Below are 6,247 nucleotides of genomic sequence, written 5' to 3'. Positions count from 1 at the left end.
CCAGCCCACGGCAGATCGGCGACATCGTCCGCGCTGCTCTCCACCTCATCCACTTCGAATACCGATACCTACCGGATTCTTGTTGAGATCACGTCACTATCCAAACCGCAAAGCGGCAGAATAGGGCACGCCGCAAACAGGTTATAGCGGGACACCGGTTCATCGAATGCCTTCTGACTGGGCGTTTTAATCTTGTCTGCGTGGGATCAGCAGCATTCGGCCCGCCGGCTGCCGGGCCAGTAGAGCCGACGACTCACGGCTATCGGCACCATTTGCCTGACTGATGTCGCAACGATATGCCAGCTTCGTTCCACGGAACGTGTCTGGTTCAGAAAAGTCCTCGTGTGGTCGGACCGCGGGTGCGATCCACTACCGCTCGTCCACAGTAGAACCACGGCATGGTTGAGCGACCTACCTACCCCTGCGACCTGTCCGACGCCCGCTGGGCGCTGATCGCACCACGCCTGAATGCCTGGCGTCAGGCCCGTACCCAGGCCGGCGTCGGCGGACGCGCTGCCACCCACAACTTGCGGGAGATTTTCAACGCGATCCTGTACGTCAACCGCACGGGCATCGCCCGGCGCTATCTGCCCCACGATCTCCCGCCCTGGCAGACCGTCTACGGCTACTTCACCGCTTGGACTAACGACGGCATCTTCGTCCAGCTCAACTACCAGCTCACCGGACTGACCCGCACCAAGGCCGGACGTGCCGTGCACCCGTCGGCCTGCATCATCGACAGCCAGAGTGTGAAAACCTCCACCAACGCACCCCTGCCCACCCAGGGCATCGACGCCGGCAAGAAGATCGTCGGACGCAAGCGGGGCATCATCACCGACACCCTCGGCCTACTCCTCGCCGTCGTCGTCACCGCTGCCAGCGCCAGCGACAACACCATCGGCATCAACCGGCTCGACCAGGCCAAAGCCATCCACCCTGCCTTGGCCAAGACCTGGGTCGACGCGGGCTTCAAGAACAAGGTCATCGAACACGGCGCCGCCCTCGGCATCGACGTCGAAGTCGTCACCAGGGACCCACAGATCAAAGGATTCTCCGTGGTCAAACGCCGATGGGTCGTCGAACGCACCCTCGGCTGGATCATGCAACACCGACGCCTCGCCCGCGACTACGAAGCCCTACCCGACAACTCAGCCAGCATGATCCGCATCGCGATGATCGACAACCTCACCAAACGCATCACCGACGAAACCACCCCAACCTGGCGAGACACCTGAAGGCAGCATCACTCGCAAAATACGTGAATCAGACGCCCTCTCAGGCCGGGATGAACCAGACCGCGGCGTCCGGCGGCAGCAGGAGCGCCCCGCCCGCCGGTTCGGCCGGTACGCTCGCCAGCAGCACCCGGCCGACACCGGTCAGCGGCACCGCCCCGCCGCCGGTGTTGACCGCGCAGCCAAACCCGTCGCCGCGACGGAACGCCACCACGTCCGGTCCGGCGTCCCACCAAGTCAGCTCAGCGGCCCCGATGTTCTCCCCCACCTTCCGGCGCAACCGAATCGCCGCCCGGTAGAGCGCCAGCGTGGAGGCCGGGTCGGCCGTCTGCCGCTGCACGCTCCAGGCTCCCCAGCCGTCGGGCTGCGGCAGCCAGGGCGGGTCGGCGCCGTCTGGCGAGAAGGCGTACGTCTCGCCGTCCGCCGTCCACGGAATCGGTACCCGCGAGCCGTCCCGCCCGCGCACGGTCCGCCCGGAGCGTTCCCAGATCGGGTCGCGGAGCGCCTCGTCGGGGAGGTCCACCTGGGGCAGCCCCAGTTCCTCCCCCTGGTAGACGTACGCCGCGCCGGGCAGCGCCAGCATCAACAGGGCGGCGGCCCGGGCCCGGGCCGCCCGCGGGCCCCCACCTCCCGAACCGTAGCGGGTGACGGTCCGGGTCGCGTCGTGGCTGTTAAGCACCCAGGCCGGCCGGGCGCCGACCCGGCGGTACGCCTCGAGCGTCCGCCCGATGGTGTCCCGCAGCGCGGGGGCGAACCAGTCGCACTCCAGCAACTCGAAGGTGAACGCCTGATGCAGCTCGTCGGGGCGGACGTACCGGGCCTGCCGGTCGGCGTCGAAGAGGCACACCTCCCCGATCAGCGCCCGCTCCCCCGGCACCGCGTCGACCATGGTTCGCCACTGCCGGTACAGCCCGTGCACGCCCGGCTGGTCGAAGAAGGGCATCAGGTGGTTACGCCGGAACTCGATGTGCTGTCCGGCGCCGGCGTCGACCATGTCGGGGTGCTTGAACAGAGCGTGCGCCATGTCGATGCGCAGCCCGTCCACACCCCGGTCCAGCCAACACCGGACGATCTTCCGGAACTCCGCCCGCAACTGCGGGTTGTCCCAGTTCAGGTCGGGCTGTTCGGGGCTGAACAGGTGCAGGTACCACTCGTCGGGCCAGCCGTCCGGGCTCGGCACCCGCCGCCAGGCGCTCCCGCCGAACGCCGAACGCCAGTCGTTGGGTGGCCGGTCCGGGTCGTGGTCATCGACCGGACGGAAGACGTACCGGCGACGGGCAGGGCTGCCCGGCGGTGCGGCGAGCGCCTCGCGGAACCAAGGGTGCCGGTCCGAGGTGTGGTTGGGCACCAGGTCGCAGACGACCCGCAGGCCGAGCCGATGCGCGTCGGCGACGAGCGCGTCGAAATCGGCGAGGGTGCCGAAGGCCGGGTCGACACCGCGATAGTCGGCGACGTCGTACCCGCCATCGGCCATCGGTGACGGATAGAACGGGGTCAGCCAGACGGCGTCCACGCCGAGGGAGACCAGGTACGGCAGGCGGGCGGTCACCCCGGGCAGGTCGCCGACTCCGTCGCCGTCGGAGTCGGCGAAACTGCGCACGTACACCTGGTAGCAGACCCCGCCGCGCCACCACAGCTCCCCCGGCGCGGACCCGGTCATTGGCGGACCAGGGTGAAGCCGCCAGGCAGCACGGTGACCCGCAGCGTGGCGGCGGCGCCGGTGCCCCGCGAGCGGAGCACGCCCGCCGCGTCGTACACCTCGACGGTGGCCGGTCCGGTGGCGGTGATCTCCGCCGTCCGGGCGGTCCGGGCAGCACTGCGCAGCAGCGTCGTGCGCCGTTCGCCGCCGGCCAGGGTGAGCCGGGAGACCAGCGGCTCCAGCACGACCGCGTCGACGGTCGCCGGCTCCCCGGCCGCCGCCTCGACGGTCAGGTCCGTGGCGTGGGCGGCGAGTTCGCGGGGCAGGGTGACCGGGAGCAGGGCGCCCGGGGCCGGGGAGTTGCCCTGGGCGCCGATCCGGGCGTGGTCGACCTCGCCGAGCGGTCCGGCGTCGCTGCGCCAGACCGTCCGGGCGGGTACGCCGGAACGCAGGTCCACCACGGGCAGCACCAGCCGGGGCTGGTCGGCCGGCGGGAGCTGCCAGCGCAGCCCGGCCCCGGCGGGCAGGTCGACGTACGCCCCACTGATCAGCGATTCGCCGGTCCAAGCGGACGGTGGGGTGACCACGGTCGCCCCACCCGATCGGGCGGCATCCTCGGCTTCCAGGGTCACCGCGCCGACCCGTTCGACGACCTCGGTGCGGCGGGCGAGGGCGGTCAGCTCGGGACGGGCGTCCAGGGCCAGCATGCTGAGCAGCGTGTGGATGGTGGACTCGGCGCCGGAGTTCCGGTTGACCTGCCCGTCGCCGTTGATGCCGTCGATGGCCCGGCCGGTGTCCGGGTCGTAGCCGGGCGTCCCGGCCGGGTTCGCGCCGAAGTACCAGGCGGCGGTGACGGCGGCGAGCTGCGCGAACCCGGAACGTCCGCTGGCATCGGCGACGGCGAGCAGCGACTGCACCCGGGAGTCGACGCCGTAGGCGATCTGGGTCCGGTCGGTGCGGGTGGGCAGCCGGCCGTTGTCCGGGCCGCCGGAGGTGAGCAGCCAGGGGGTGAAGACGGCCGAGTCGGTGACGGCCGGGCCGAGCAGGGTCCGGTCGCCGAGTGCCTGCGCGGCCCGGGCGAGCGCGGCCGGCATCTGGGCGCCCCATCCGTGCCAGACCGAGCGCGAAAGCGCCCAGGGACGGATCGCACCGAATGGCCATTCCCGCACGTCGCCGTCGGCGAGGGCGGCGATGCCCCGGGCGAGTTGGCGCAGCGCCCGGCGGGCGGTGGTGCCGCCGCCGGCCTCGACGTAGGCGCCGAGACCGAGCACCGCCTCGGCGGTGGCGTCCGCGCCGTCCACGATCAGCCAGGCCGGGGTACGTTCCCCGTCGATGATCTGCCACCGGTTGTAGCGGACGAGCACCTGGCGCTGCACGGCGGCGATCGCCAGGTCGAGGCGGTTCCGCAGGAAGTCGGCGAAGTCCGGGTCGGTGGCGCGGAACGCGGCGTACCCCTCGCCGAGCGCCCAGATCGTCCGGGCCAGCCAGTACGACGCGTCGCTGTCGGACGGGTCCGGCAGTTCCTTCGGCTCGGCGCTCGGGTTGAGCGTGCCGTCTGGCTGCATCCAGAGCACCACGTTGCCGGCGTGCGGACCGTCCGCGGTCTGCAGATAGGTCAGGCCGCGCAGGAGCTGGTACGCACCGTCGCGGCTGGTGGTGGCCCCGGTCTGCCGCCAGTGCCGCAGGTAGACCACCGCGGCCCGGGAGATGTCGTCGGCGTTGTAGGCGCCCTGCCCCCAGGTGTCGGTTTCCGGGTCGTATGCTCCGCCGCCGACCCGGCGGAACTCGCCGTCCGGCCCGGGTTCGGCGTACGTCCAGAGCACCCCGATTCGCGGGGTGTCGGCGAGCCGGTAGGTGGTGTGCCCGTGCTGGTCCGGCGGCGTGACGTCCTGCCGCAGGAAGTCCAGGTGGGCGAGGTTGGTGAGCGGACGGCCCCGCGCCACCGTGCTCCGCGGGGCGGCGGCGGGGGCGGCGGCTCCGGCCGGGGCAGGAGCCAGCAGCGGGGTGGTGAGCGCGAGGCTGCCCAGCAGCAGCGATCGACGTTTCACGGGGGTCTCCTCGGTCAGGACGGGTGAGTGGTGGGGGCAGCCGTCGGGCGTCCCGACGGCTGCTGTCCGAGGTGGACGGTGCGTTCCTCGCAGGCGGAGCGGCGGGCCGCGGCGGCGACGGTCACCGCCGTCACGCCCTCGGTGACTCCGGCGACGGGCCGGTCGCCGGTACGGACGCAGCGCACCAGGTCGTACATGACGGCCCGCACGCTCTCGGCGTAGACGTACGGTTTGGCGGCCTCGCCGCCGAGGTCGACGGTGATCCGGCAGCGATGCGGCAGCCGGCGCTCGTGGCCCCGATCCCGGGTGTGTGCCGGGCCGGCGTGCCGGTGCACCGCCACCTCGACGGCGGCCCGGTCACCCAACCTGTGGCCGTCGACGGCCAGCAGTTCCGCGACCCGGGCCGGCAGGCTTCCGACCAGCGCGGCTCCGGCGTCGTCGGTCCAGAGGTCGACGGTGGCGTGCACCGGGATCCAGCCGGTCACCCGGGCCTCGGCGGTGCCGAAGTCGATCCGCATCAGTTGCCGCTCACACCGGTGGGCGTGGCTGAAGCCATGCGCGAACGTCGCCACCGCGCCGTCCGGGTACCGGGTGGTGGCGACCGCCAGGTCGACCAGGTCGCTGCCGGGGCGGTGGCCGAGCATGCCCTGCACCGACTCGGGGGTCGAGCCGACCAGGGCGTCGGCCGCGTCGAAGAAGTGCACGCCGTGCTCGACGAAGATCCCGCCGCTGACCCGCTCGTCCCAGAACCAGTGCTCCGAGCCGAGATCCTCGTCGCTGGCGTCGTTCTCGAAGGCAAGCCGCCGGAGCGGACTGAGCAGCGGGCCGGGCGGCGGGCCGGGCGGGGAACCGGGCGGCGTGCCGAACCTTGGGTCACGCAGCCGGGCCAGCGCCCGTAGCACGGGGTTGTAGCGCAGCACGTGGTCGACCACCAGGACGCGGCCGGTGGCGGCGATCGCGTTCCGGATGGCGATGGCGTCGTCCTCGCCGGTGGCGAGGGGTTTCTCGGCGAAGACATGCCGGCCGGCGCGCAGCGCCGCGAGGATGATCTGCGCGTGGCCGGCCGGCGGGGTGGCGACCACCACGACGTCCACGTCGTCGGCGGCGACAAGCGTCTGCCAGTCCGGCACCGCCCGGGCGGCCAGCGTCCCGGCCAGCCGCCCGGCCCGGTCGGTGTCCGGGTCGGCGACCACGGTCACCGTCACGTCCGGCAGGTCGCGCAGGGCGCCGGAGAGGAAGGTGGCGAAGCCGCCGGCCCCGACGACGCCGAGGCGCAGCGCGGCCGGGCCGGTCACCGGGCCCACCCCGGTGCGGCAGCCGGCCCGGTA

General features: G+C 72.3%; 4 protein-coding genes. 1 reads left to right on the top strand and 3 read right to left on the bottom strand.

Annotated features, from left to right (window positions below; genetic code table 11):
- The first annotated feature begins 398 nt into the window (after positions 1 to 398).
- Positions 399 to 1,235 (top strand): IS5 family transposase, encoded by an 837-nt coding sequence (locus ACFYPS_RS30330; RefSeq protein ID WP_387328810.1) that lies wholly within the window; start codon positions 399 to 401, stop codon positions 1,233 to 1,235.
- A 40-nt stretch (positions 1,236 to 1,275) separates the two neighbouring features.
- Here the strand turns inward: ACFYPS_RS30330 and ACFYPS_RS30325 are convergent, their stop codons facing one another.
- The 3 genes from ACFYPS_RS30325 to ACFYPS_RS30315 are packed head-to-tail and all read right to left on the bottom strand — an operon-like array spanning position 1,276 to position 6,214.
- Positions 1,276 to 2,892, bottom strand: a complete 1,617-nt coding sequence (locus ACFYPS_RS30325) for a glycoside hydrolase family 13 protein (protein ID WP_354967764.1) — start codon at positions 2,890 to 2,892, stop codon at positions 1,276 to 1,278.
- A complete protein-coding gene (locus ACFYPS_RS30320) occupies positions 2,889 to 4,919 on the bottom strand; it encodes a hypothetical protein (RefSeq protein WP_354967765.1) in 2,031 nt (676 codons plus the stop codon). Before ACFYPS_RS30320 ends, ACFYPS_RS30325 begins: the two co-directional genes overlap by 4 nt.
- 14 nt (positions 4,920 to 4,933) lie before the next feature.
- Complete coding sequence (locus tag ACFYPS_RS30315; RefSeq protein WP_354967766.1) at positions 4,934 to 6,214, bottom strand: Gfo/Idh/MocA family oxidoreductase; 1,281 nt, start codon at positions 6,212 to 6,214, stop codon at positions 4,934 to 4,936.
- Between the last annotated feature and the right edge of the window lie 33 nt (positions 6,215 to 6,247).

The sequence above is a fragment of the Micromonospora sp. NPDC005087 genome (assembly GCF_042872965.1).
Classification (GTDB): Bacteria; Actinomycetota; Actinomycetes; order Mycobacteriales; family Micromonosporaceae; genus Micromonospora.
This window is presented reverse-complemented; position numbering and strand designations above follow the sequence as displayed.